Raw genomic sequence first — 22,158 nt, 5'->3', positions numbered from 1 at the left:
GATGGCGTATGCCGTCCGCCTCGCGGCGTGCGCCGGCCCGGGCGCCTGGTCGGGTCGCCTCAGTCGCGGCCGGTCCACACGCCACGTTCGACGAGCACGTCCTTGAGCACGTCGATGCGGTCGCTGACGAGGCCGTCGATGCCGACGTCGAGCAGGCGCCGCATCTCGTCGGCGTCGTCGATGGTCCAGACGTGCACCTGCTTGCCGTAACGGTGCGCGGTCTCGACGAGACGCTCGGTGACCACCCGAACAGGCCTGCCGCGCAACGGGATCGACGTGGGCACCTGGAAGACGTCCGCCGGGGTGCGGAGGACCGCGGTGAGCGCACGGGGCCCGAATCGGGCCAACGCCGTGCCGATCTGGGCGGCCGCTGTCGCCACCGTTCCGTGCGAGAGCCGCCGGAACTGCGAGATGTTGCGCTGGGAGAACGAGCCGACACAGACCTGGTCGTGCAGCCCCCGCTCCTCGATGAGGCGCCACAGGGGCTCGGCCGTTCCGGGGGCCTTGAGGTCGATGTTGAGGTTGACGTCGGGCCAGGCGTCGAGCACGTCGGTGAGCAGCGGCACGTGGCCGCCGTCGCCGACCTCGGCGTGCGACACCTCGGACCACGGCAGGTCGCGGATCCGCCCGTGCGCGTTGCTGACCCGGTCGAGGTCGGTGTCGTGGAACGCGACCAGCTTCCCGTCCCTCGTGACGTGGACGTCGGTCTCGAGATGGGTGTAGCCCAGGCCGACGGCGTTGCCGAAGGCGGTCATGGTGTTCTCGAGCCCCACGTTGGGCGCGTAGAGCGATCCGCCCCGGTGGGCCAAGGCCACCGGAGTCCGTTCGAGGTAGGCCCGTGTCGTCCCCATGACGCCGAGGCTAGTGGCAGCGCGGAGACAAACCTCGGGATGGTGAGTGGGGCGACGTGCGGCGTGGGATGTCGCGGACGTAGTCACTCCTCCATGGGGTGGGCCATCGCCAAGGGGTTCTGCGCCATGCGCTCTCGCCAGGACCCGTCGCCTCCTTCGCGCGCCATGACTGACTCGATGACGGTGACACCCTCCTGGGTCGGGGCGAGCGCGGCCACCTGGAACGGCCAGAGCTGGGGGTCGGGCTCCGCACGCCACTCACGATCGATACGAGAGACGGCTTGAGCGCGAGAACAGTCCCAGGCCCGGAAGCCCTCGTTGGTGACGTCCCCTGCCGCGACGAGCCCGTCCATCACGAGCTGCGCCACGACCGTCATCACAGCAGCATGGAGCTCAGCGGGACCGACGCCGGTCATCTTCCGGACCGTGGAGCGAAGGAATCCGAGGTCGATCCAGTCGTAGATCGTGGAGACGAGCAGTTCTTCCACGGCTGAACGTCTGGGCTGTTGGAGCGTCACTGGATGTGGACCTTCCATACCTGGTCGTCGGGGTAGTGCACGTCGATCGTCGCACCGCCGCTGCGCGAGTCGGATCGCAGACCCACCTGGATGCCGTCCGGACGCTCGAACCAGTCGCCGTTGTACTGCGGACGAGCGCGCCGTGTGGCGCCTGCCGTCCATTGGTCGAACAGGACGCGCAGAGCCCGCTCGTCGGGCACGGTGTGCACGCCCCGTGACCTTCCGAGCGGCAGCCGGTCCAGCTCGGGCAGTCGGCTGCTCGGCGAATCGACCATGTGGGCGCGGTCGGTGCCACGAGTTCGTTGCCCGAGCCGCTCCGTGGGCGAGCCGGCGGAGCCGCCCGCCTTGTCGTCGAGCAGGGCGTCCATAGCCGCACGGATCTCCACCTGGCGCGCGGCCCGGAGGTCGCCGGCCGTCGGGAGCAGGGGCGCGCGTCCGGCGCCGACCGTGATCGTCGATCGCACGTCGGCGCACCCGCCCGCGAGCGATTCGACGCGGGACACGAGCGTCGCACGCCGAGCGTCGTCGAGTTCGGTCTGGGACAGCTCGACGTCAGAGCGCACGAGCGCGATGACGAGGTCGTCACTCGTGGTCCGCAGCGTCCCGCCCTGCGCGTAGGTGTGCACCATCGACACCACCCCCATCGGGCCTCCACGGCGGATCTCGTCGATGGCGTGCCCCGCCTCGGCGAGCCCCTGCCACGCCGAACGGTTGAGGGCGTCCTGACGTCGCGCGACGGCGACGAGCGCGGCCGACGCTGCCTGGTCGAGGAACCCGAGGCGCACGATGTCGCGACGCACGTCGCCACCACCCCCGACAGTCGTCCGCGCTGCTGCGAGCTCGTGGTCGACGAGCCGGTCGTATGCCGCACCGGCGTCCTTCGCGTGCAGCCCCGTCCCGGTGTCGACCGCCAGCGCGCCGACGACCCCCGCCAGCTCCTGACTGTCGAGCCACGGCTGTGTGCCGCGTGACGTCTCGGCGGAGTACCTCGGAGCCGGTCCAGACGCCTGGAGTGGTGTCGTCAGCGCGAGGTCGACGTTCTCGCGCATCGCGGAGAACCAGTCGACGACGAGGTTCTCGACCGGCGCGGTGGACCGGGCGTAGATCCGTGTCGTCGACGCCTCGAGCATCGCGTGTGCGCTCGTGCGGGAGAGCTCGAGCATGACGCGCGCACGGGTCTCAGCAGCACCGGCGTCGGTGCTCGAGACGACACCCGACAGCAGTCGCACGAGGTCGGCGTCGGTTGCCAGGCGCAGATCGGGGTGGCTCTCGATCCTGTTGGCCTCGTGGGTGATCCAGCGTCGAACGAGGTGCTCGCCGAGGGTGAGCCGGTCACCTCGCGAGTTCGACAGCGCGCCACCTGTGGCCCCCGGACCGGGCAACGGCTCGGCCAGCAGCGCGGCCTGCTCGGCAGGGTCGTCGCCCACGTTCTCGAGCAGGACGTGCAGGGCGTCGCCCGTCCGCGCGGCGTCGTCGAACCAGGAGGCGAACGCCTCCGCGCCGTCAGGGCACACGGTCGCGCCGTGCCGCATCTCCGAGTCCGCGTCGCGGGTCTCGGCGACCTCGGCAGAGGCGACTGCTGCCGCCGCCCGCCGGGTGAGTCGTGCGGGTAGCCGTCGGTCGTCACGTGCCGCTCGCGCCCCCGAGAGCAGCTGTCCCAGCAGCCAGGCGCCGGCGGCGCGGCCGCTGCCCGACGGGTCGACACGGACCGTGTCCACCCCGGCGACGAGGTCGTCTGCGAGCAGTGCCGCCCCCGACGCCAGCTGGGAGCGAGTCCGGGGGTCGGTGCCCGGGGGCGGACGATGGCTCGTTGCCGTGATGACGAGTGACCCGAACGCGCCGAGAACCCGGCGCACCGTGTCGACGTGGGCACCCGACCCGCTCCTCGTCACGCCCGCGGCCAGGAGCAGCTGCGCCAGCCCGTCGGCACCGAGCTCCGAGAGCAGGGTCTGTGCGTACACCGGGTCATCGACGCGTGCCTCGATGCGGGTCGCGATCTGCGCGACCGTGTCGTCCCGCAATCCGCCCGCCGAGCCCCCACCCGCTGAGACCGCACGGCGCACCAGCACGCTGTCGGCGAGGCCGGCGTCTCGCGACGCCCGTGCTGCCACGACACCGTCGGCGAACCACAGGCCTCCGGTGACGGCGGACTGCACTGTTGCTGCGCTCACCGTCCTCCCCGGCGGGAACGTCGCGCCGGTCACACCGGAGATGCCGCCGGCGCACCGGCGCGCCGTTGCCGTCAGCTCGTCGATGACGCCCGAGTACGCGCGGCTCAGCCGAGCGCGTCCCGCGGCCAGGTCCGCGCGGGAACGCTCCATCCCCAGCACGCCGATCGTCCCCGTCGGGTCCGGGAGGGCGGCGAGGTGAAGGGCGGTCAGCACGTGCTCGGCGTCGAGCGCATCCCACTGGCGCTGCAATGAGCGCACCCGCGCGATCGCGTGGTCGAGTGCGGCGGCATACGCCAGCAGTGCGCGTGCGGCCGCGGGGAGGGCGTCGACGACGGGGTGACACCGCCTTGCGAGCTCGGCCGCCTCGGCTCCGGCCGCAGTCGCCGCGTCTCCTGTCCAGACCGCGCCGAGTCTCGCGCCCAGCGTCCCGCGCACGGTGAGGGTCGAACGAGCCCGCGCGGCGACCCGGTCCAGCGACCGCGCCGCCCCACGCAGGCCTTCGACGTCTCCCGCGGGCAGCGGGAGCGCGACCGCTCCTGCGATCGATGCGGCAGCGCTCCCGACGTCGTGGACGCGACTCATCCGGAGCCGGAGGCCGAGATGCCCTGCGACGCAAGCCAGCTCGCCGACACCTGCGCGAATCCGGCCGTGACGAAGAGCTCCACCGCGCGGACTTCCAGGGTCGACCGGTCGAGTCGGTCGCCGAGGGCACTCGCCGCGTCGGCAACCGCGTCGAGGGCATACGCGTGCACGGCACGGAAGCGCTCGAGTGCGACTCGGATGCCCTCACCCTCGACGCCCAGTGCGCTCAGGGCACCCGCCGTCGCTGCGGCGACGAGTGACGCGCAGTCGTGCAGCTCGGCGGGGTCGCGTGCCAGCGCGAGCCGCTCACGGGACACCCCTTCGGTGTCGATGGAGTAGCGCGTCATGCCTCGACCGTAGGAGAGCGGGGCCGACCGCATCGGCCGTCATCCACAGGCCCGGGTATGCCGTGAGGCCCCCGTCCCGAAGGACAGGGGCCTCACGTGCGGGCGGGCAGACCGCCTGTCACGACATCAGGACCAGCGGGCCCAGACCGTCACGTCGGTCGGCACGAGGCCGTCCTCGAGCGGGGCAGAGGTGACGATGACCTCGGCGCCCTTCGGCAGGGCGACGGGCTCGGCGCCGAGGTTGGCGACCACGAGGACCCGGTCGCGCAGGGACGAGCCGTTGGTCAGCGCGACGACGTCGCCGGCATACCCCTCGACCCACGTCAGCGAGCCGGTCCCGAGGGACAGCTCGCGACGCGCGGCGAGCAGCGCGCGGTAGAGCTCGAGCGTCGAGCCGGCGACGCCCTCCTGGCGGTCCACGGCGTAGTCGGCGTAGACGTCGGGCTGCGGGAGCCACGTGCTGGCGCTCGGACCGAAGCCCAGCGACGGTCCGTCGGCCGACCACGGGATCGGCACGCGGCAGCCGTCACGGCCCGTCTCGGCGCCGGCGGTGCGAGCGAACGTGGGGTCCTGGCGGAACTCGGCCGGCATGTCGGTCGAGTCGGGCAGACCGAGCTCCTCGCCCTGGTAGATGTACGCGCCACCGGGCAGCGCGAGCATGAGCGCGGTCGCCGCGCGGGCCCGGCGCAAGCCGAGCGCGCGGTCGGGCTGCGGGTCGGTCGCCGAGATGCCGTTCATCCGCGGCGTGCCGGGCGCGAAGCCGAGACGCGACGCGTGGCGGACCACGTCGTGGTTCGACAGCACCCACGTCGACGGCGCGCCGACGGAGTCCGCGGCGTGCAGCGACGAGGTGATGACCGCGCGCAGGTCGTGGGCGATCCACGAGGAGGTGAGGAAGTCGAAGTTGAACGCCTGGTGCATCTCGTCCGGGCGGACGTAGGCCACCGCGCGCTCCTGCGGCTCGACCCAGGCCTCGGCGCAGAGGATGCGGTCGGGCGTGCCGTAGGACTCGAGGATCTGGCGCCACGCGCGGTAGACCTCGTGGACACCGTCCTGGTCCCACATCGGGCTGCGCTTCGTGTGGTCGATGCGCGGCGCCTCCTCGGCGATTCCGTGCCCGTGCTCGCCCTCGTGCTCGGCGTGCCCGAGCATCGTCGTGCGCTCGTCGTCGGTGTCGGGCAGGCCCTGCTCCTTGATCAGGCCGTGCGCGACGTCCACACGGAAGCCGTCGACGCCACGGTCGAGCCAGAAGCGCAGGATCGACTCGAACTCGGCGCGCACCTCGGGGTGCTCCCAGTTGAAGTCGGGCTGCTTGGTGTCGAAGATGTGCAGGTACCACTGGCCCGGGCGGCCGTCGGCCTCGTTGACGCGCGTCCACGCGGCCCCGCCGAAGACGGACTCCCAGTTGTTCGGGGGCAGCTCGCCGTGCTCGCCACGGCCCTCGCGGAACATGTAGCGCGCGCGCTCCGCCGAGCCCGGACCCGCGGCGAGGGCGGCCTTGAACCACTCGTGCTCGTCGGACGAGTGGTTGGGCACCATGTCGACGATGACCTTGAGGTCGAGCTCGTGGGCGCGGGCGATCATCGCGTCGGCGTCGTCGAGGGAGCCGAAGATCGGGTCGATGTCGCGGTAGTCGGCGACGTCGTAGCCGGCGTCGGCCTGCGGCGAGGTGTAGAAGGGCGAGAGCCAGATCGCGTCGACGCCGAGGGCGCGCAGGTGCGGCAGGCGCGAGGTGATGCCGGGGAGGTCGCCGATGCCGTCGCCGTCGCTGTCGGCCCACGAGCGCGGGTAGATCTGGTAGATGACCGCCTGCCGCCACCACGCGGCGTCGGGCCGGTCGGCGGCGTGCACGGGGGTCGCGTCCTCGCGAACGTCCACGTCGTGTCCGGCGGCGAGCCCGGACTCGAGCTCGGGGTGGTTCAGGGTCTGGGTTGCTGATGGCGTCACGAGCCACCATCGTTCCTCATCGGACCGAAAACTCAAAGAAAATTCTGCAAGTTCTTGCAACGTGTCGCTCGGGGCCGGACTGTCCCTGCTTCTTGGTAGGAACGGAGGATGAAGAGCGGCTTCGTCGTCCCGTACGCCACCGAACGCGAGTTCGCCGAGCTGGGGCGTCTCGGCGAGGAGCGCGGATGGGACGCCGTCCTCGGCTGGGAGGCGCTCTACGGCGTCGAGGCGTGGGTGCAGCTCGGCGCGGCGGCGATGGTCACCGAGCGCATCCGCCTCGGCACGCTGCTGACCCCCGCCTCACGCCACCGACCCTGGGACCTGGCCTCCCGGGTCGGTTCGGTCGACCGGATCAGCGGTGGTCGTGCGTTCATGTCGGTCGGTCTGGGCGCCCTCCACCCCGGATGGCTCGCCTTCGAGGCCGACGAGGGTCGCGCCGCCCGCGCCCGCAAGCTCGACGAGAGCCTCGCGATCTACGCCGGGCTGCTCGGTGACGCCGCCACCTTCACGTATGCCGGGAGGTACTACAGCGCCGGAGCCAACGACTTCATGCTGCCGCCGCCCACTCCGCAACGGCCCCACCCGCCGGTCTGGGTCGTCGGCGCACCGAGCCCTGGGGGTGGCCGGCAGCGTTCGCTCGAGCGGGCCGTCCGTTGGCAGGGTCTGATCCCGGCGATCCACGCACCCGACGGTCGACCCAAGACGGTCGAGGCCTTCGCTGCGGTCGTCGACACGGTGCGCAGGCTCCGCGCGGAGCAGGGACTGCCCTGGGAGGGCTACGACGTCGTCATCGAGGCGGACTCGTGGGGCTCGTTCACCACCCTCGAGCCGGCGGAGCCTCCCGCCTGGGAGCAGGCCGGGGCGACGTGGTGGATCGAGAGCTGGTGGGACGTGCCTCAGGGCCGCGAGGGCCTGGCCGAGGTGCGCCGCCGCGTCGCAGCGGGTCCGCCGCCGTCGCGATGACCCCGGGGCCCGCCCGGCCGAGGACCCCGATGGCGTGGCGCTACCGTCTGGTGCATGACGACCTTTGTCACGGCTGCCTTCTGCCTCGTCCGGGACGGGCAGTTGCTCACGGTCCGCAAAGCCGGGTCGGTGCGTTTCATGCTGCCCGGCGGCAAGATCGACCTCGGGGAGAGCACCCGTGAGGCAGCCGTGCGCGAGGTCATGGAGGAGGTCGGGCTCGACGTCTCGGGACTCGGTGAGCGGCTCGGCCGATTCCACGACGTCGCGGCCAACGAACCGGACGCCTGGGTCGACGCCACCGTCTACGTCACGCAGCTGCGGCCCGACGACGTCCCCGCGCCGCTCGCCGAGATCGCCGAGCAGCGCTGGCTCGGGCTCGACGACGAGCTCCCCGCCGACCTCGCCCCGCTGCTGAGCAACCACGTCGTGCCGTCGCTGAGGGCTCACCTCGCTCTCCGCTGAAGGGCATCACCCCGGACCGCGGTGACGCCCTTCAGCGGGTGTGCCCGTCGTCAGCGGGGCCCGCCGTGCATGTCGATGACGCCGGCCTTGGCCGCCTTCTTGACGGCGTCGGCCTCAGCCTGGGTCAGCTTGCCGTCCTTGACGGCCTGCGCGAGCCGGTCGTCGAACGCCTTCTGCTCGGTGGCCCCGTGAGCGGCCCGCAGGTCGGCGAAAGCCGCCTTGACCTTGGCCGCGTCGATGCCGAGCTTGCCCGCGAGCTTGGTCGCCAGCTGGTCCTGCATCGTCGCCGGGTCGGGCCTCGTCGCGTTGCCCTGACCGGGGGTGTGGCTGGCCCGCAGCTCGTCACGAACGGCCTTGAGCGCGTCGGCGAGCTTGGTCTGGTCGACACCCAGCTTCGTGGCGAGCGCTGACACGTCGACGCCCGCACCCATTCCCCCGCCCCTGCCGCCGTGGCGGCCCCCGGGGCCCCAGCCGTGGCCGGCGCCGCCGCCCGTCGTGCCCTGGTTCGCGTCCCCCTGCGTCGAGCTCGCCGTCGGGGTGGGTGTGGTCGTGCTCGCGTCGTCCGCGCGCGCCACCTGGGTGACGCCGAGCCCGATGACCGCCGCCGCCGCGCCCACGGCAGCGACGCCCGCCACCTTCTTGTTCAGCGGCTTCCCGTTGATCGACAGCATGCGCGTCCTTCCGTCGTGGTCACCGGGCACACGCACCCGGACGTGGGTTCTCCTGCGACCAGAGAACACCCCGGCTGTGGGTCCACAGCCGTGAACGGGCTGTGAGTTGCTGTGAGTCCCACCGGGAGCGGGCCGATCGGCGCCTCAGAACGTGCCGTCGGGACCCGGCGCGTTGACGAGGCTGTAGGCCGCCCGCGTCAGGTAGTCGCGCAGCCGGTCGTCGTTCTCCGGCGAGAGCTCGAGGGTGTCGACGGCGTTCATCATGTGCAGCAGCCATCGGTCGCGCATGTCGGGCGTCACCTGGAAGGGCAGGTGGCGCATCCGCAGTCGCGGATGACCGCGCTGCTCGGAGTACGTCGTCGGGCCGCCCCAGTACTGCTCGAAGAACATCCGGAGGCGCTCCTGCGCCGGACCGAGGTCCTGCTCGGGGTAGAGGGCGCGCAGCGGCTCGTCCTCTGCGACGCCGCGGTAGAACTCGCGCACGAGCTTGGCGAAGGTCTCGTGGCCCCCGAAGTCGTCGTAGTACGTCACGTCGGTCAGTCTCGCAGAGGCGGGTTCACGGTCGCCGTCCGGCTGCCGCGGCGGACGGCCGCGTACCGGGCAGGCTCCATTCGCCCGTCACTTCGGGGCGGGCCCGCTGTAGGGCGCCATGACGGGCAGTGGGCTGCGCACGCCTTCACGGTCGAAGGCCCTCTTGACCCGTTCGCGGATCTCGCGCTGGACGCCGAACTGCTCGTTGGCGATCGTCTTGGCGATGATGCGGATCGTGATGGCGCCGTTGGCGATCGACTCGACACCGACGACGTTGGGCTCCTCGAGGAGGATGTCCTTGAAGGCGTCGTCGTCGTCCATGACGCTCACGACGTCACGGATCACGGAGATCGCCTTCTCGACGTCCTGGTCGTAGGCGACGGGGATGTCCACGATGGCCGTCGACCAGCCCTGAGTCTTGTTGCCGATCCGGACGATCTCGCCGTTGCGGACGTACCACGTCATGCCGCCGGCATCGCGCAGCTGGGTGACGCGCAGCGACACGTTCTCGACCGTACCGACGACCTCGCCGGTGTCGATGACGTCACCGACGCCGTACTGGTCCTCGACGATCATGAAGACCCCGGACAGGAAGTCCTTGACGAGGCTCTGTGCGCCGAAGGCGAGCGCCACGCCGCCGACACTCGCCGAGGCGAGCATCGGCCCGAGCGGGATCCCGACCAGCGACAGGACGGTCAGGGCGGTGATGCCGAGCACGACGAACGTCGTGATGCTCTTGAGCAGGGCGCCCATCGTCTGGGTGCGCTGGACGTGTCGCACGTTCGCGCCACGGACGGCCTGGAGGGCGCGGCCCGCGCCGGGGATGCTCGCGAGACGCTCCGCGCGCCGCGACGTCGCCGTCGCGACGACCCGGTTGATGAGCCGGTGCAGCACGAAGCGCGCGAGCAGACCCACGACGACCACCGTGATGATGAGCAGCGGTGTGCCCACGAGCCAGTCCCCGACCCCGGCCCACGTGAGGTTGGAGAGGTCGGGCATCGAGAGGTTCACGGGCAGCTCCTGCGAGGGAGACGGACTCGGTGTCGGTGTGGGCGTGGAGGTCAGGGGGGTCACAGCGGTCAGGTTCGTGAAGGCGTCGATCACAGGTTCTCAGCAGGTTCTCAGTCAGGTGGTCGGTCAGGTGGTCGGTGAGGCCTCAGCCGGGAGCCGGCAGAGCCGTGGTGCGGGGCCGCCTCGCGAGGCGGCCCCGCACCCGTGGCTCAGCCGCGGCGGTCGCGCTCCTGCGCCACCAGCGCGCGGGCGATCGTGTCGCGGTTTTCGGCGACGGTGCGCACCAGGCCGGGCGCCTCGTCCGCGTTGGCGGCGAGCCAGGCGTCCGAGGCGTCCTTGAGCTGCTGGCTCGCGAGCGAGAACGGGTAGAAGCCGCCCACGACGCGCTCGCCGATGGCGACACTGCGCTCGGCCCACGCGTCGACGAGCATCGCGTGGTACTTCTCGACGTAGGGCTCGAGCAGCGACAGGTCGGCGCTCCGACGGAAGCCGGCGCTGATGGCCTCGACCATCTGGTTGGACAGGTCGTTGCGCTCGACGGCCTTGGCCCAGGCGTCGGCCTTGGCCTCTGCGGTGGGCCGTGCGGCGAGCGCCTCGGCGGCTCGCTCCTTGCCGGTGGCCGTGGGGTCCCGGTCGAGCTCGGCCGCGATCTCGACATCATCGGCCGCACCGAGAGCCGCGAGAGCCTTGATGAAGGTCCACCGCAGCTCCGTGTCGACGGTCAGCTCCGGGAGGGACTCGGCGCCCGACAGCAAGGCCCGCAGCCGCGCCTCGTCGGCCGGGTCGGACGTCGTGCCCGCCCAGGCCTCGACGAGCTGGAACTGGGCGTCACTGCCGGCCTCGGCCGTCTCGGCCAGCGATCGCAGCGAGGACGACAGCAGCGCGGAGACCTCGGCGCGGTGCTCCGGTGCCGTGTAGAGGCGCGCGGCCGTCGAGACCTGACCGAGGAGGACGCGCAGCAGGGTCGAGTCGGTCTCGCCCGGCATCGACTCGAGGACGAAGCGGACGAAGTCACGGGCCGGCATCTCGCCGTCACGGGTCATGTCCCACGTCGCGCCGAGCACGAGCGAGCGGGGCAGCGAGTCCTGGAAGCCGCGGGGCAGTGAGAGCGCCGTCGCGAGCGAGCGCTCGTCGAGGCGGATCTTGCCGTAGGCGAGGTCGTCGTCGTTGACCAGCAGCAGGTCGGGCTGCTCCTGGCCGACGAGCTCCGCGAGATCGGTGCGCGCCCCGGAGATGTCCACCTCGTCGTAGCCGACCCGCTCGAGCACGTCGCCGGCCGCCCCCGCCCCATCGCGTCGGACGGCATACCGGCCGATGCCGATGCGGTGCGGGCGGAGCGTCGGGTGCTCCTCGGTCGCGGTCTGCGTGATCGCGAACGAGCTGTAGCGACCGTCCGCGTCGACCTCGAAGACGGGCCGCAGCGTGTTGACGCCGGCCGTCTCGAGCCACAGCTTGCTCCACTCGGTCAGCTCGCGGCCGGAGGCCTTCTCGAGCTCGCCGAGCAGGTCGGAGAGCGTCGTGTTGCCCCACGCGTGCTTGCGGAAGTACTCGCGCAGCGCGGCGACGAACGGCTCACGACCGACGTACGCGACGAGCTGCTTGAGCACCGACGCGCCCTTGGCATACGTGATGCCGTCGAAGTTGACCTCGACGTCCTCGAGGTGGCGCATGTCGGCGGCGATGGGGTGGGTCGAGGAGAGCTGGTCCTGGGTGTAGGCCCACGCCTTCTCCGCGGTGCCGAACGTCGTCCACGCGCTCGTCCACTCGGTGGCCTCGGCCTGGCACGTCGTCGACGCCCACTCGGCGAAGGACTCGTTGAGCCAGAGGTCGTCCCACCACTTCATCGTCACGAGGTTGCCGAACCACATGTGGGCCAGCTCGTGCAGGATCGTCAGGGCGCGGCGCTCGATCTTGGCCTCGGAGACCTTGGACCGGAAGACGTAGACCTCGACGAAGGTGACGGCCCCGGCGTTCTCCATCGCACCCATGTTGTACTCGGGCGTGAAGATCTGGTCGTACTTCTCGAACGGGTACGGCTGGTCGAACTCCGCCTCGAAGAACGCGAAGCCCTTCTTCGTGCAGTCGAAGATGTTGTCGGCGTCGAGGTACTGCGTCAGCGACTTGCGGCAGTAGACACCGAGCGGCACGACACCCTTGCGCGTCTGCACCTCGTCGCGGACCTCGTCGTACGGGCCGGCGATGAGCGCCGTGATGTACGAGGAGATGCGCTGCGTCGGCTCGAACGACCACGTCGCGCGCTCGACGCCGTCCGCCACGCCGGCGGCCTGGGGGGCGGGCGTGGGGGAGTTGCTGATCACCTTCCAGTGCGCGGGCGCGGTCACCGTGAAGCGGAAGGACGCCTTGAGGTCCGGCTGCTCGAACACGGCATACATGCGCCGGGAGTCCGGGACCTCGAACTGCGTGTAGAGGTAGACCTCGTTGTCGACGGGGTCGACGAAGCGGTGCAGTCCCTCGCCGGTGTTGGTGTAGCGGCCCGTCGCGTCGACGGTGAGCTCGTTCTCGGCGGCCAGGCCGGGCAGGGCGATGCGTGAGTCCGCGAAGACCTCGGCCGGGTCGAGGTCCACGCCGTTGAGCGTCACCTTCTCGACGGAGTCGGCGATGAGGTCGATGAACGTGTCGGCGCCGGGCTCGGAGCAGGTGAACGCGACCGTGGTGACGGTGTGGAAGTTCTCCGGGCCCGTGGTCAGGTCGAGGCGGACGTCGTAGGCATCGACGCGCAGGATGCCCGCGCGGCTGGCCGCCTCGTCGCGGGTGAGGTTCTTGCCGGGCACGTAGGGACCTCCTGGGAAGGGTTCGGGGGCGCGACGGTGCGTCGGTGGACGGCGTCGTCGCGGGCCATCCTCGCACGGAACCCCCACCGGTCCACCACCGCAATCGGTGCGTCAGGGGCAGTGCCATGATGGGCCGCATGGTCGATGTGAAGGACAGCCCGAAGACGAGCGGTGACACCGTCGAGATGTGGTTCGACCCGATCTGTCCGTGGGCGTGGATGACGTCGCGCTGGCTGATGGAGGTCGAGACGCTGCGCGACCTCGACGTGACGTGGTCGGTCATGAGTCTTGCGGTGCTCAACGAGCACCGGCACGACCTCGACGCCGCCTACCGGGCGCGCATGGACGAGGCGTGGGCCCCGGTCCGCGTCATCATCGCCGCCGCCGAGGCGCACGGAGACTCCGTCATCAAGCCCCTCTACGACTCCATGGGCACCCGCATCCACCTGCGCAAGATCGCCGACTTCGACCAGGTCATCCGCGAGTCGCTCGAGGAGGTCGGCCTGCCCGCGGCGCTCGCCAAGGAGGCCCACCACAAGAAGCACGACGCGGCGCTGCACCGCAGCCACAAGCGCGGGATCAGCCTCGTCGGCACCGACGTCGGCACGCCGATCATCGCCGTCAACGGCGTCGCGTTCTTCGGCCCGGTCGTGACGCCCGCCCCGAAGGGCGAGGACGCCGCGCGACTCTGGGACGGCTGCGTGCTCGTCGCCGGCATCCCCGGCTTCTACGAGCTGAAGCGCAGCCGCACCCAGGGCCCCATCCTCACCTGAGACGGACCTCGCTCCTTCCACCCCGCAGCACCCCGGTTCCTCAAGACACCACTCCGACGCACCCAAGGACGGACATGCGCATCCACATCGGCGGCGACCACGCGGCATACGAGCTCCACCAGTCCCTCGCCGCCCACCTGCGCGACGCCGGCCACGACGTCGTCGACCACGGCCCGTTCGGCTACGACGCGCAGGACGACTACCCGGTCTTCGTGCTGCGGGCGGCCGAGGCCGTCGCGGCCGACCCGGGATCCCTCGGTGTCGTGCTCGGCGGCTCGGGCAACGGCGAGCAGATCGCCGCCAACAAGGTCTCGGGCATCCGGGCGGCCCTGGCCTACAGCGCCGAGCTGGCACGCCTGGCGCGCGAGCACAACAACGCCCAGGTCGTCTCCATCGGCGCCCGGTTCACGCCGGACGACGTCGCCAAGGAGATCGTCGACACCTTCGTCGCGACGAACTTCACCGATGAGGCGCGCCACAGCCGGCGTCTGGGTATGGTTTCGGCGTACGAGAACACGGGGGACTTGCCGGCTTTGCCGGATTCGTCCGCGGGCTGACTGCTTGGCGTCCGCCGTCCCCTCCATCACGGCGAGGAGGCACGTGTCCAGGATCGAGAGCGTCGTCTCTCGGCGCTCTCACTACGCTGCCGGACCGGTGCGACGCCTCCGTCAGCTGGGCGCGTGGCTGGGCCGAGCACCGTGGGTTCTCGTCAGCGCCTTCCTCGCCCTGGGCGTCGCGGCGACGGTGTCGGTCGTCCTCTGGCCGGACTACGTGCCGTGGGGCGTGTATGCGTTCGTCGTCGTGCTCTCGGGCCTCTTCCTCGAGCCCCGTCTGCTGCTCGTGGTCTACATCGGCCTCTTCCTCGCCATGTCGATCCTCGGCGCCTACCTCGGCGAGCTGAAGCCCGCGAACACCGGCGCGCAGATCGTGACCGTCGCCATCATGACGCTCATGCTGTGGCTCTCGCACGCCCGCGCCCAGGTCGGCGTCGTCGGTGTCAGCGGCGAGTCGATGCTCGTCGACATGCGGGACCGGCTCCGGGCCCAGGGCGAGCTGCCGCCCCTGCCACCCTCGTGGCGGGCCGAGGTCGCCCTCGAGTCCGCCTACGGCGACGGGTTCGCCGGTGACTTCGTCGTGGCGAGCCGCTCCACCGATGGCGCCACCCTCGAGATCGCCCTGGTCGACGTGTCGGGCAAGGGCCGTGAGGCAGGCACCCGTTCGCTGCTGCTCTCCGGTGCGCTCGGCGGCCTGCTGGGGGAGATGAGCGAGGGGCGCTTCCTCCAGTCCGCCAACAACCACCTGCTGCGGCTGCGCTGGGACGAGGGCTTCGCCACGGCCGTGCACCTCGCCGTCGACCTCGAGACCGGCAACTTCACCATCGGGTACGCCGGCCACCCGGCGGCCGCCCAGTTCGCGGCGGGTTCCGGCCGGTGGCGGATGCTCTCCGGTGGGCGGGGGCCGCTGCTCGGTGTCATCGACCATGCCACCTACCCCCGCGAGACGGGCACGCTCCGTCGCGGTGACGCGCTCGTGCTCTACAGCGACGGCGTCATCGAGGCCCGCGACAAGACCCTGGTCGACGGCATCGACCGCATGCTCGGCCGGGCCGAGTCGTTCGTCCGCACCGGCTTCGAGGGGCTCGCCCAGCGGCTCTGCGACCAGGCCGCGGCCGGCCTCGGCGACGACCGCGCCGTCGTCACCATCTGGCGCACCTGAGCCGTCGCCGGCGCGTGCGTCGGCCATCGCCACCGCTCACTACGATGCCGGGGTGAGCCAACAGCCAGACTCAACCGATGCCGTGCCCATCCGGACGGCGAGCGCGCCGGCCGCGTCGACGGGCCGCAAGGAGCACGCCGTCCCCGACCTGCCGCCGGGCGTCACGCCGGCACGGGTGCGCACGTTCGTCCGCCGTGGGCGGCTGTCGTCCCTGACCAGGGAACGCGTCGAGCGCCTCGCGCCGTCCCGGTCCCTGCCCGAGGGCCCCTTCGACGCCTCGGCCGCGTTCGGGCGAAGGGCGCCCGTCGTCCTCGAGATCGGCTGCGGGCACGGGCATGCGGCGATCGCGTATGCCGCGGCCTTCCCCGAGCACGACATCGTCGCCATGGACGTCCACACCCCCGGACTCGCCCGGATGCTCGCCGACGCCGATGAGGCCGGGGTGCCCAACCTGCGCGTCGAGATCGGCGACGCGGTGCTCTTCCTCGAGGAGCGGGTACACGACGCCACGTTCGACGCCGTCCACCTCTTCTTCCCCGACCCGTGGCGCAAGCAGAAGCACACGAAGCGGCGGTTCGTCAGTCCCGCGAACCTCGACCTGCTCGCCCGCACCCTCAAGCCCGGTGGGCACGTGCTCATCGCCACCGACCAGGACTTCTACGCCGAGCACGCGCTGGCCGAGGTTGCCGCTCATCCGCGCTTCGAGGCCCACCGGGTCGACCGTCCCCAGTGGCGGCCGCGAGATGGCTTCGAGGCCAAGGGGATTGCCGTGGGGCGCGCCATCAACGAGCTCCGTCTGGACCTCACCGACTGACGCCGCCCGGGCGCAGCCCGGCAACGAACGAGCCGGACCTACCTTGCGTAGGTCCGGCTCGTCTCGATGTCCCGGGACATCACACGGTCGGGGCAACAGGATTCGAACCTGCGACCTTCCACTCCCAAAGCGGACGCGCTACCAAACTGCGCCATGCCCCGTCGCGTCCGGGTGCCGGACGCGAACGCGCCCGCGGGCGGGTCGATTTCAGCGGACCGGACGCGAACCAGTAGGCTAGCGCAGCGGGTCGCCGGCACGACCGGCGCCTTGCGGGCGTAGCTCAATGGTAGAGCCTCAGTCTTCCAAACTGATCACGCGAGTTCGATTCTCGTCGCCCGCTCCGATTGTCAGCACGAAACAGCTTGGCGCTGAACGCTTTTGCAGGTCGGCATCCAACCCTCAAGACGTCCTGAGCCCCGCTCACCCGAAGGTGAGCGGGGCTCAGTCAGTGTCGCGGTGGAGGGGTCTCCGGGCGGGTCAGGTCACGGGTCGCACTTGGAGGTGCTGTACGCGGCGGTCTGGGAGACGATGCACGTCTTGAGGAAGTCGCCGAACTCCTTGTCCCTCCACGTCTGCCAGAAGTCAGCGTGCAGGGAGCGGCCGTCGCTGGTGCCCATCATCTTGTCCGAGGACAGCGCCACGTCCGTGCCGTTGCCCACATAGGGGAACTGGATCGTCTCGCGCAGCTCGGCCACACCGATGGGGAACCCTGCGGGGCACTTCTTCGCGACCGCGTACGCGTAGTGCGCGTTGTCCCTGGTGTCACCGTTCTGGGCCGCCGTGTGGTTCGGCTTGACGCCGTCCCAGCAGGAGGGGAAGTCGATGTGCGCGGTCAGCGTCAGCCCCGGCTTGCCCGACAGGCCGGTGCAGTCGGGGATGCTCTGGACCGGCGCGGAGCGGGCGCCGGACTTCATCCCGCACGACCAGTTGTAGCGGGTGCCGATGAGGCGCGTGTCTGCCGGGATCGGCTGCGCAGCGCCGAACGTGTCACCCGACGCGCTGCGGTAGTAGGCGGTGAACTGCTGCGCGGGGATCAGCTGCCCAGCCTTCGGGCCGGAGACGTAGCGCAGGGTGGGGGTCCAGTACCCGGCCGAGTCGGCGCTGTACGACAGGCCGAGGACGTTGCGGCAGTTGGTGGCCTTGCCGACGAGGTCGGCGTAGTTCGCGGCGTTGGGGTTGGCCAGCGAGTGCCAGGCGATGTTCCCGAAGAACTGGTGCTCGTGCATCGACGGGCCGGGGGAGTTGTGGTTGACGATGGGGTCGTAGGAGCCGACCGCCACCGCCGGCTGCCCGGACACGTCGCACTTGACCTTGCCCAGCGCGGACGCCGCGCCGGCGGGCAGGAGCAGTGCCGTGATGAGGCCGACCACGATGGCGATCGGCAGGAGGACGCGCCGGGATGGTGCGATGGAGGGAGGTGTTGCATGGTTCATGCGGCGGAGGCTACCGGACATCGTGTGATATCACCCGTTTTGTGGCGGGTGGGACTGGGGTGGCGTTCAGTGTCCCTGCAGCACAAACGACTGGACCTCGCAACCCGTGCGTTCCTACGGTGGCTGGCATGTTCCGCCCCGACCTGCACGAGGCCCTACGCGACCGCGACGCCGTGCTCCGCGCCTTCCTTGCTCCCGACGGCACCCTGACGAGCATCCCCACCAAGATCCGCAAGCGCCTCGTCGTGCTCGACCTGCTCGCGCAGGAGTTCGACCCGGGGGAGCGCTACGACGAGACGCAGGTCAACAACCGGCTGCGTGCCTTCCACCCCGATGTCGCGGCACTGCGTCGCTACCTCGTCGAGGAGGGCTTCCTCGACCGGGCCGACGGGCAGTACTGGCGCAGCGGCGGCACGGTCGCCTGACCGGCCACACGGCATACGCCATCGAGACCGAGCTCAGCGGAAGCCGAGCGTCTCGCTGAGCCAGCTCTCCGCGCCGTCGGCCTCGAGGCCGGCCTCGACCGCGGCCGCCGTGCGGGCCGACGGCCACCCGTGGACCCAGAACAGCGCCAGGCCGCCCGGAAGCGCGATGAGCAACGGCAGCCACGAGTGCGGCGTGAACGCGAACGAGCACGCGAACGCGACGAGCACCGGAGCCTCGGCGAGCGCCACCCGCAGGGTCGTCGTGGAGGTGAAGTAACGCAGGCTCGTGGTCTCGGCGTTCTCCCGCGGCAGGCCGTGCGGGAGGGCCGGGACGGCATACCCGACGTAGCGGATGAGCGTGGCCGAGGCGACGAGCGTGGCCAGCACGATGCCGACCGCCCACGGCGACGGCATCGGCGCGGACGGGTCGACGAGGATGCGCACCACGCTCAGCATCAGGGCCCCCATGCCGACCGCGACCGAGACCATCTGGATCGGCCGCAGGGCAGCGCTCTCGGGGGAGGTGAACGGTCCGGGAGAGGTGCTCATGGGTCCCGAGCATAGGCGGGCGGCGTCCGCGGACGATCCGCGCATTTAGCCATCGGCCGCGCGCCCGATAGCATGGTGCGCTGGCCCGTCCATTCACCGTCGACGACACGTCGGCACCACCCCAATGGAGTAACCCGCAGTGAAGAGTGCGCTCGAGACCCTCAGCCCGACCCGGGTCAAGATGACCGTCGAGGTCCCGTTCGAGGAGCTCAAGCCGAGCCTCGATGCGGCCATCAAGCACATCGGTGAGCACATCCAGGTGCCCGGCTTCCGCAAGGGCAAGGTCCCCGCTCGCATCATCGAGCAGCGCGTCGGCCGCGCGGCCGTCCTCGAGGAGGCCGTCAACAACGCCCTCCCGACGTTCTACGGCCAGGCCCTCGAGGAGAACGAGGTCCGCCCGCTCGGCCAGCCCGAGATCACCGACCTCCAGGTGCCCGCGACCGACGGCGAGGACTTCGTCTTCACCGCTGAGGTCGACAAGCGGCCCGAGATCGAGCTGCCCGACTTCAGCGACATCGAGCTGACCGTCGACGAGGCCAAGGTCGAGGACGAGGCGGTCGAGCAGCGCCTCACCGACCTCCGCGCCCGCTTCGGCACGCTCAAGGGCGTCGACCGTGCCGTCCAGGACGGCGACTTCGTCTCCATCGACCTGTCCGCCGAGATCGACGGCGAGCAGATCGACGAGGTGACCGGTGTCTCCTACGAGGTCGGCAGCAAGAACATGCTCGACGGTCTCGACGAGGCCCTCCTCGGCATGACGGCCGACGAGACCAAGCAGTTCACCGCCCCCCTCGCCGGTGGCGACCAGGAGGGCCAGGACGCCAACTGCACCGTGACCGTCACCGCGGTCAAGGAGCGCGAGCTCCCCGAGCTCGACGACGAGTTCGCCCAGCTGGCCTCCGAGTTCGACACGCTCGAGGAGCTCAAGGCCGACCTCACCGCCAAGGCCGAGGTCGACGCCAAGTTCGCCCAGGGTGTTGCGGCCCGTGACAAGCTCCTCGAGGCCATCCTCGAGAAGGTCGAGGTGCCGATCCCCGAGAGCATCGTCGAGGCCGAGGTGCACAGCCACCTCGAGGGCGAGGGTCGTCTCGAGGACGACGAGCACCGCGCCGAGGTCGGCGAGAGCACCCGCAAGGGCCTCAAGACCCAGCTCGTGCTCGACGCCATCGCCGAGAAGGAAGAGGTCAAGGTCGAGCAGCAGGAGCTCATCGAGTTCCTCGTCATGAGCTCGCAGCAGTACGGCATGGACCCCAACCAGTTCGCGCAGTCGCTCGACCAGGAGGGTCAGATCCCCGCCATGGTCGCCGAGGTCGCCCGCCGCAAGGCGCTCGCCACGGTCCTCGAGAAGGTCGCCGTCAAGGACACCGCCGGCAACGTCATCGACCTCAACGAGGCCGTCCCCGGCACCGAGGGTGACGAGGCCGACGCCGCTGTCGACGCCGACGAGGCTGCCGACGACGCGCAGGCCGAGAAGGCCGACGCCTGACCGTCTGACACCACGAATGCCGTGAGGCCGGCTCCCGCGCGGGAGCCGGCCTCACGTGTACCCGGGTCCCGACCGTCGGGTGACCTGCGGGTTGTCGGGCGGGTGGCGCGGGTACGTGACGGACGGTCGCCGCCCGGCGGCTCGCACCTCGACGAGGGAGCCAGAGATGAGCAGCACCGACGAGTCCGCCGGCATGGCGGACACCGACATCAACAGCACCGACCCCGACGGCACGAACGTCCCCCGCCGCGACAGCGGCAGCGCTGCGGCCCAGGGCTCGGGTGACGACGCGGACCGCGGCAACCTCGACGGCAGCAACCCCGTCGCCGAGCCGCGCGACCGCTCCCTCGACCAGGCCGGTTCCGAGGGAGGTGGCAACGGCTCCTTCGACGAGGCCGCGCCAGAGACGAACGGTGCCGAGTCCGACGCCGTGGACGCAGGGCAGGACAACGGCCTGAACGAGTGACCGCGCGTTCCCATGGACCCCGCCCGGCGGCATACGCAGGGCGGGGTCCGCGCGTGCGGGCGCGAGTGGTTGCGTCGGACCGGCTCAGGTTTGTGCGCTCACGGCGAACACGGCGCGGTTCGGGAAATCTGCCCGAGGGGTGGGGCGTTAGGGTCAGTGACGAGCCAGCCGGCGCCACCTCCCGTGGCGAGAGGCTGGACCACTTCGACGATGGAGACACGGTGAATTCGGAGACCTCCGCCAACGGCAACGGCATGCCGGGTGGTCTGGACGACCACATCTACAACCGCCTGCTCAAGGAGCGGATCATCTTCCTCGGGTCCGACGTCCGCGACGACAACGCGAACGCCATCGCCGCGCAGCTGCTGCTGCTCTCGGCCGAGGACCCCGAGAAGGACATCTGGCTCTACATCAACAGCCCCGGCGGATCGATCTCTGCCGGCATGGCCATCTTCGACACGATGAACTGGATCCCCAACGACGTCGCCACCGTCGCGATGGGCATGGCCGCCTCGATGGGCCAGTTCCTGCTCTCGGCCGGCACGCAGGGCAAGCGCTACGCCACGCCCCACGCCCGCGTCATGATGCACCAGCCCTCGGGCGGCATCGGCGGCACGGCGACCGACATCAAGATCCAGGCCGAGCAGATGCTCTACGTCAAGAAGCAGATGGCGCAGCTCATCGCCGAGCACACCGGCCAGACCGTCGAGCAGATCGAGAAGGACTCCGACCGCGACCGCTGGTTCAGCGCGGAGGAGGCCAAGGACTACGGCTTCGTCGACCACGTCTTCAGCCGGTCCGACCAGGCGGTCGAGGGCAAGGGTGTCGGCCAGGCCGATGCCAAGGGCGAGAACTGACCGCGGCCTGAACAGGACTTGGAGACACGCATGAACATCGAACCCACCAACCGCCTCGCGGTCGCCGCACCGTCGAGCCGCTACATCCTGCCGCAGTTCGAGGAGCGCACCTCGTACGGCATGAAGCGGTCCGACCCCTACAACAAGCTCTTCGAGGACCGCATCATCTTCCTCGGCGTGCAGGTCGATGACGCGTCGGCCGACGACATCATCGCCCAGCTGCTCGTGCTGGAGTCGCTCGACCCCGACCGCGACATCCTCATGTACATCAACAGCCCGGGTGGCTCGTTCACCGCCATGACGGCGATCTACGACACGATGCAGTTCGTTCGGCCCGACATCCAGACCTTCGTCATCGGCCAGGCCGCCTCGGCCGCGGCGGTGCTCCTCGGCGCCGGCGCGCCGGGCAAGCGCTTCGCCCTGCCGAACGCCCGCATCCTCATCCACCAGCCGGCGCTCTCGGGCGGCGACTACGGCCAGGCCTCGGACATCGAGATCCAGGCCAACGAGGTGCTCCGCATGCGCACGTGGCTCGAGGACACCCTCGCGCACCACACGGGCCGCACGTCCGAGCAGGTCCGCACCGACATCGAGCGCGACAAGATCCTCTCGTCCGAGGACGCCAAGGACTACGGCCTCATCGACGAGGTCCTCGCCTCGCGCAAGGCCTCCCTCGAGGTCTGACTCTCCCGATCGAAAGAGCAGTTCGTCCGCCGTTGGTCGGCGCCCCGCGTGGGCGCTGAGGCGGACGAACTGCTCTTTCGATTCTGCGCACCTGCTTGGATGGACGTGA

General features: G+C 70.7%; 22 protein-coding genes and 2 tRNA genes. 12 read left to right on the top strand and 12 right to left on the bottom strand.

Features of this window, described 5'->3' with window-relative positions:
• Positions 1-59: 59 nt before the first annotated feature.
• From AC1DIW_RS14360 to AC1DIW_RS14340, 5 genes are all read right to left on the bottom strand, one after another.
• Entirely contained in the window at positions 60-851 is a 792-nt protein-coding gene (locus AC1DIW_RS14360) for a glycerophosphodiester phosphodiesterase family protein (RefSeq protein ID WP_478108987.1), read from the bottom strand.
• Positions 852-934: 83 nt separating this feature from the next.
• A complete protein-coding gene (locus AC1DIW_RS14355) occupies positions 935-1,339 on the bottom strand; it encodes a hypothetical protein (protein WP_478108985.1) in 405 nt (134 codons plus the stop codon).
• A gap of 26 nt (positions 1,340-1,365) precedes the next feature.
• The gene (locus AC1DIW_RS14350) at positions 1,366-4,122 is read right to left on the bottom strand and encodes a hypothetical protein (RefSeq protein ID WP_478108984.1); all 2,757 of its coding nucleotides are present in this window, start codon (positions 4,120-4,122) and stop codon (positions 1,366-1,368) included.
• Positions 4,119-4,469, bottom strand: coding sequence for a hypothetical protein (locus AC1DIW_RS14345; protein WP_478108982.1), 351 nt, complete (start codon positions 4,467-4,469; stop codon positions 4,119-4,121). Before AC1DIW_RS14345 ends, AC1DIW_RS14350 begins: the two co-directional genes overlap by 4 nt.
• Before the next feature lie 126 nt (positions 4,470-4,595).
• Positions 4,596-6,416, bottom strand: coding sequence for a glycoside hydrolase family 13 protein (locus AC1DIW_RS14340; protein WP_478108981.1), 1,821 nt, complete (start codon positions 6,414-6,416; stop codon positions 4,596-4,598).
• Between the two features lie 108 nt (positions 6,417-6,524).
• Here AC1DIW_RS14340 and AC1DIW_RS14335 point away from each other — a divergent pair, with 108 nt between their 5' ends.
• Both AC1DIW_RS14335 and AC1DIW_RS14330 read left to right on the top strand, forming a co-directional pair.
• Positions 6,525-7,379, top strand: a complete 855-nt coding sequence (locus AC1DIW_RS14335; protein ID WP_478108979.1) for an LLM class flavin-dependent oxidoreductase — start codon at positions 6,525-6,527, stop codon at positions 7,377-7,379.
• Positions 7,380-7,433: 54 nt separating this feature from the next.
• A complete protein-coding gene (locus AC1DIW_RS14330; RefSeq protein WP_478108978.1) occupies positions 7,434-7,841 on the top strand; it encodes an NUDIX hydrolase in 408 nt (135 codons plus the stop codon).
• A gap of 50 nt (positions 7,842-7,891) precedes the next feature.
• Here the strand turns inward: AC1DIW_RS14330 and AC1DIW_RS14325 are convergent, their stop codons facing one another.
• From AC1DIW_RS14325 to pepN, 4 genes are all read right to left on the bottom strand, one after another.
• Entirely contained in the window at positions 7,892-8,512 is a 621-nt protein-coding gene (locus AC1DIW_RS14325; protein ID WP_478108977.1) for a hypothetical protein, read from the bottom strand.
• Positions 8,513-8,656: 144 nt separating this feature from the next.
• Positions 8,657-9,043: a globin gene (locus AC1DIW_RS14320; RefSeq protein WP_442280346.1), complete on the bottom strand. Its 387-nt coding sequence runs from the start codon at positions 9,041-9,043 to the stop codon at positions 8,657-8,659.
• An 87-nt stretch (positions 9,044-9,130) separates the two neighbouring features.
• Positions 9,131-10,054, bottom strand: a complete 924-nt coding sequence (locus AC1DIW_RS14315; protein ID WP_442280345.1) for a mechanosensitive ion channel family protein — start codon at positions 10,052-10,054, stop codon at positions 9,131-9,133.
• Between the two features lie 209 nt (positions 10,055-10,263).
• Positions 10,264-12,846, bottom strand: coding sequence for an aminopeptidase N (pepN, locus tag AC1DIW_RS14310; RefSeq protein ID WP_478108975.1), 2,583 nt, complete (start codon positions 12,844-12,846; stop codon positions 10,264-10,266).
• A gap of 137 nt (positions 12,847-12,983) precedes the next feature.
• Here pepN and AC1DIW_RS14305 point away from each other — a divergent pair, with 137 nt between their 5' ends.
• From AC1DIW_RS14305 to trmB, 4 genes are all read left to right on the top strand, one after another.
• Positions 12,984-13,619, top strand: a complete 636-nt coding sequence (locus AC1DIW_RS14305; RefSeq protein WP_442280343.1) for a mycothiol-dependent nitroreductase Rv2466c family protein — start codon at positions 12,984-12,986, stop codon at positions 13,617-13,619.
• A gap of 74 nt (positions 13,620-13,693) precedes the next feature.
• Complete coding sequence (locus tag AC1DIW_RS14300) at positions 13,694-14,176, top strand: ribose-5-phosphate isomerase (RefSeq protein ID WP_478108973.1); 483 nt, start codon at positions 13,694-13,696, stop codon at positions 14,174-14,176.
• A 97-nt stretch (positions 14,177-14,273) separates the two neighbouring features.
• Positions 14,274-15,335, top strand: coding sequence for a PP2C family protein-serine/threonine phosphatase (locus AC1DIW_RS14295; protein WP_478108971.1), 1,062 nt, complete (start codon positions 14,274-14,276; stop codon positions 15,333-15,335).
• Positions 15,336-15,387: 52 nt separating this feature from the next.
• Positions 15,388-16,149, top strand: coding sequence for a tRNA (guanosine(46)-N7)-methyltransferase TrmB (trmB, locus tag AC1DIW_RS14290; protein ID WP_478108969.1), 762 nt, complete (start codon positions 15,388-15,390; stop codon positions 16,147-16,149).
• Between the two features lie 87 nt (positions 16,150-16,236).
• Here the strand turns inward: trmB and AC1DIW_RS14285 are convergent.
• Positions 16,237-16,310, bottom strand: a tRNA-Pro gene (locus AC1DIW_RS14285).
• A gap of 108 nt (positions 16,311-16,418) precedes the next feature.
• Here AC1DIW_RS14285 and AC1DIW_RS14280 point away from each other — a divergent pair.
• A tRNA-Gly gene (locus AC1DIW_RS14280) sits at positions 16,419-16,489 on the top strand.
• Between the two features lie 142 nt (positions 16,490-16,631).
• On the opposite strand, the gene AC1DIW_RS14275 is transcribed toward AC1DIW_RS14280, so the two are convergent.
• The gene (locus tag AC1DIW_RS14275; RefSeq protein ID WP_478108968.1) at positions 16,632-17,582 is read right to left on the bottom strand and encodes a DUF1996 domain-containing protein; all 951 of its coding nucleotides are present in this window, start codon (positions 17,580-17,582) and stop codon (positions 16,632-16,634) included.
• Positions 17,583-17,710: 128 nt separating this feature from the next.
• Here AC1DIW_RS14275 and AC1DIW_RS14270 point away from each other — a divergent pair, with 128 nt between their 5' ends.
• On the top strand, positions 17,711-18,007 hold the full coding sequence (locus AC1DIW_RS14270; protein ID WP_442280338.1) for a DUF2087 domain-containing protein: 297 nt from the start codon (positions 17,711-17,713) through the stop codon (positions 18,005-18,007).
• A gap of 33 nt (positions 18,008-18,040) precedes the next feature.
• Here the strand turns inward: AC1DIW_RS14270 and AC1DIW_RS14265 are convergent, their stop codons facing one another.
• Entirely contained in the window at positions 18,041-18,556 is a 516-nt protein-coding gene (locus AC1DIW_RS14265; RefSeq protein ID WP_442280337.1) for a hypothetical protein, read from the bottom strand.
• 139 nt (positions 18,557-18,695) lie between these two features.
• On the opposite strand from AC1DIW_RS14265, the gene tig reads away from it, so the two are divergent.
• From tig to AC1DIW_RS14245, 4 genes are all read left to right on the top strand, one after another.
• Complete coding sequence (gene tig / locus AC1DIW_RS14260) at positions 18,696-20,042, top strand: trigger factor (RefSeq protein ID WP_442280336.1); 1,347 nt, start codon at positions 18,696-18,698, stop codon at positions 20,040-20,042.
• 166 nt (positions 20,043-20,208) lie between these two features.
• A complete protein-coding gene (locus AC1DIW_RS14255; protein ID WP_478108966.1) occupies positions 20,209-20,508 on the top strand; it encodes a hypothetical protein in 300 nt (99 codons plus the stop codon).
• Positions 20,509-20,762: 254 nt separating this feature from the next.
• Positions 20,763-21,365 (top strand): ATP-dependent Clp protease proteolytic subunit, encoded by a 603-nt coding sequence (locus tag AC1DIW_RS14250; RefSeq protein ID WP_478109196.1) that lies wholly within the window; start codon positions 20,763-20,765, stop codon positions 21,363-21,365.
• Between the two features lie 30 nt (positions 21,366-21,395).
• On the top strand, positions 21,396-22,049 hold the full coding sequence (locus tag AC1DIW_RS14245; RefSeq protein ID WP_442280334.1) for an ATP-dependent Clp protease proteolytic subunit: 654 nt from the start codon (positions 21,396-21,398) through the stop codon (positions 22,047-22,049).
• Positions 22,050-22,158 lie beyond the last annotated feature (109 nt).

It is taken from the genome of Terrabacter sp. 01T434 (genome assembly GCF_056398545.1).
Note: the sequence above shows the minus strand (reverse complement) of the source record. Positions and strands in the feature narration are given on the sequence as shown.